The 3,123-nt window shown below is 73.5% G+C and carries 3 protein-coding genes; 1 reads left to right on the forward strand and 2 read right to left on the reverse strand.

The window, feature by feature from the left end; translation table 11 throughout:
* Window positions 1–70: 70 nt before the first annotated feature.
* On the reverse strand, window positions 71–1,315 hold the full coding sequence (locus GSF22_RS32360) for a glutamate-5-semialdehyde dehydrogenase (protein WP_208817711.1): 1,245 nt from the start codon (window positions 1,313–1,315) through the stop codon (window positions 71–73).
* A gap of 68 nt (window positions 1,316–1,383) precedes the next feature.
* Window positions 1,384–2,541: a glutamate 5-kinase gene (proB, locus tag GSF22_RS32365; protein ID WP_244454541.1), complete on the reverse strand. Its 1,158-nt coding sequence runs from the start codon at window positions 2,539–2,541 to the stop codon at window positions 1,384–1,386.
* Between the two features lie 144 nt (window positions 2,542–2,685).
* Here proB and GSF22_RS32370 point away from each other — a divergent pair, with 144 nt between their 5' ends.
* Window positions 2,686–2,991 (forward strand): MGMT family protein, encoded by a 306-nt coding sequence (locus GSF22_RS32370; RefSeq protein ID WP_208817713.1) that lies wholly within the window; start codon window positions 2,686–2,688, stop codon window positions 2,989–2,991.
* Window positions 2,992–3,123: the final 132 nt, after the last annotated feature.

Genomic DNA, 3,123 nt, shown 5'->3' on the forward strand with positions numbered 1-3,123 from the left:
CCCGGTTTCCGGAGCGACCCGCCCTACCGGGCCCGCGCCGGCCCGCCGACCTGCCGCCCCCGGTGTCGGGTCAGCTCCGCAGGTGGCCGTCGCCGGTGACGACGTACTTGGTGGAGGTCAGTTCCGGCAGGCCCATCGGGCCACGGGCGTGCAGCTTCTGGGTGGAGATGCCGATCTCCGCACCGAAGCCGAACTCGCCGCCGTCGGTGAACCGGGTGGAGGCGTTCACCATCACCGCAGCCGAGTCGACCCGGGCGACGAACTCGCGGGCGGCGCTGGCCGAGTCGGTGACGATCGCCTCGGTGTGCCCCGATCCGTACCGGCGGATGTGCGCGACCGCGTCGTCGAGCGAGTCGACGACGGCGACCGAGATGTCCGCCGAGAGGTACTCCGTGGCGAAGTCCTCGTCGGTGACCGGTACGACGGTGTCGGAGTGGGCGGCGACCCGGGTGTCACCGTGCACGGTGACACCGGCGTCGGCGAACGCGGCCAGCATCGGCGGGAGGAACGCGTCGGCGATCTGCGCGTGCACCAGCAGCGACTCGGCGGTGTTGCAGGTGGAGAGGCGCTGGGTCTTGGCGTTCAGGGTGATCGCCACCGCCTTGGCCAGGTCGGCGGCGGCGTCGACGTAGACGTGGCAGTTGCCCACCCCGGTCTCGATGACCGGCACGGTGGACTCCTCGACCACGGTCCGGATCAGCGACGCGCCGCCCCGGGGGATCAGCACGTCGACCAGCCCCCGTGCCCGCATCAGTTCCTTCACCGAGTCCCGGCTGCTGGCGTCGAGCAGCTGGACCGCGTCGGCCGGCAGCCCGGCCCCCGCGATGGCGTCGCGCAGCACCGCGACCAGGGCGGCGTTGGAGTGCGCCGCCGAGGAGGAACCGCGCAGCAGTGCCGCGTTGCCGGACTTCAGGCAGATGCCGGCGGCGTCGACGGTGACGTTGGGCCGGGCCTCGTAGATGATGCCCACCACGCCGAACGGTACCCGGATCTGGCGCAGTTCGAGTCCGTTGGCCAGGGTCGATCCCCGGACCACCTCACCGACCGGGTCGGGCAGGCCGGCCATCTGGCGCAGCGCGTCGGCGATGCCGGCGACCCGGGTCTCGTCGAGCGCCAACCGGTCGAGCACGGCCGCGGTCAGCCCGGCGTCGCGCCCGGCTGCCAGGTCCGCCCCGTTCGCGGCCAGGATCTCCGGGGTACGCGCCACCAGCGCGTCGGCCATCGCGTGCAGTGCCGCATCCTTGCGGGTACGCGTCGCGGTGGCCAGCGTGTTCGCCGCCTCCCGGGCCCGTCGGGCCTGCTCGGTGACGCTCATGTCTCTTCCCTCCCAGGTGTTAGGAAGGGCCCCTTCCTATACCGAAAGCGATAAGAAGGGGCCCTTCCTTACAGCAGTACCAGGTCGTCGCGGTGGACGACCTCGCGTTCGTACGCCGGACCGAGGGCCGCAGCCAGCTCACCCGTGGAGCGGCCGAGCAGTCCGGGCAGTTCCACCGCGTCGTAGTTGACCAGGCCCCGGGCGACCGGGGCGCCCTCGGTGTCGACCAGGTCGACCGGGTCACCGGCGGTGAACGCCCCGTCGACCGCGACGATCCCGGCCGGCAGCAGCGACTTGCGCCGGTCGACGACCGCCTGCACCGCGCCCGGGTCGAGGTGCAGCCGGCCCCGGGGCGAGGTGGCGTGCGCGAGCCAGAAGAGCCGGGCGGTCGGACGCTGGCGTACCCGGTGGAAGAGGGTGCCCACGGCGGCACCGGACAGCGCCTCGGCGGCGAGTGCGGCCGAGGTCAGCACCACCGGGATGCCGAAGCCGGTGGCGATCCGGGCCGCCTCCACCTTGGTGACCATGCCCCCGGTGCCGACACCGGCCCGCCCGGCCCCGCCGACCGAGATGCCGGCCAGGTCGGCGGCGTCGCGCACCTCGTTGATCCGTGTGGTGTCCGGGCGGGACGGGTCACCGGTGTAGAGGGCGTCCACGTCGGAGAGGAGGACCAGCAGGTCGGCGTGGACCAGGGCGGCCACCAGCGCGGCCAGCCGGTCGTTGTCCCCGAACCGGATCTCGTCGGTGGCGACGGTGTCGTTCTCGTTGACGATCGGTACGGCCCGCAGGTCGAGCAGCTTGCGCAGGGTCCGGTACGCGTTGCGGTAGTGCGCCCGCCGGGTCACGTCGTCGACGGTGAGCAGCACCTGCCCGACGGTCAGCCCGTGCCGGGCGAAACTGCTGGTGTACCGCCCGATCAGCAGTCCCTGCCCGACGCTGGCGGCGGCCTGCTGGGTGGCCAGGTCCCGGGGGCGGCGGCGCAGCCCGAGCGGGGCCAGCCCGGCGGCGATGGCACCGGAGGAGACCAGCACCACCTCCCGCCCCTGGGCGGTCAACCCGCCGAGCGCGTCGACCAGAGCGTCCACCCGGTCGGAGTCCAGTCCGCCCTCGGCCGTGGTCAGCGAGGAGGACCCGATCTTGACCACGATCCGCTGGGCTGTCGTCACCGCTTCACGCACCCGCCCATTCTGCGCGCTGCCTCCCGGCCGACCGGCGGCGGTTCCCATATCCTGGCCGGTCATGACGATGGGTACGCCGCCGACACCGACACCGACACCAGCACCGGGGCCGGCATCCGGGAAGCCCGGGTGGCGATCGGCACCGGCACCGGCACCGGCACCGGTGGCGGCGACGGGTGACGGGACGGGTTCGTGACGCCGGAGGAGTACGTCGAGGCGGTGCTCGACCTCGTCGAGCGGATCCCGCCGGGGCGGGTGATGTCGTACGGCGCGGTGGCCGACGCGCTCGCGGAGGTGTCCGGCCGGGCCTCGGCCCGGCTGGTCGGTTCGATCATGGCCCGGCACGGTGGCGGTGTGCCGTGGCACCGGGTGGTCAACTCGGCGGGCCGGTTGCCACCGGGTCACGAGGTGGAGGCGCGGGCCCGGTTGCGGGCCGAGGGCACCCCGTTGCGGGGTGACGGGGTGGACATCCGCTCCGCCGGCTGGTCCCCGCACTGACGGCCACCCTGCCCGGCTGGTCCCCGAACTGACGGCCACCCTGCCCGGCTGGTCCCCGCACTGACACCCACCGCGCCCGGCCGGGTCCGGTCGGGTCGGAGGGGTTCAACGGCAGGTGAAACGTGAGTAACA

Source organism: Micromonospora echinofusca (genome assembly GCF_017614955.1).
In the GTDB taxonomy this organism is placed as follows: Bacteria; Actinomycetota; Actinomycetes; order Mycobacteriales; family Micromonosporaceae; genus Micromonospora; species Micromonospora echinofusca_A.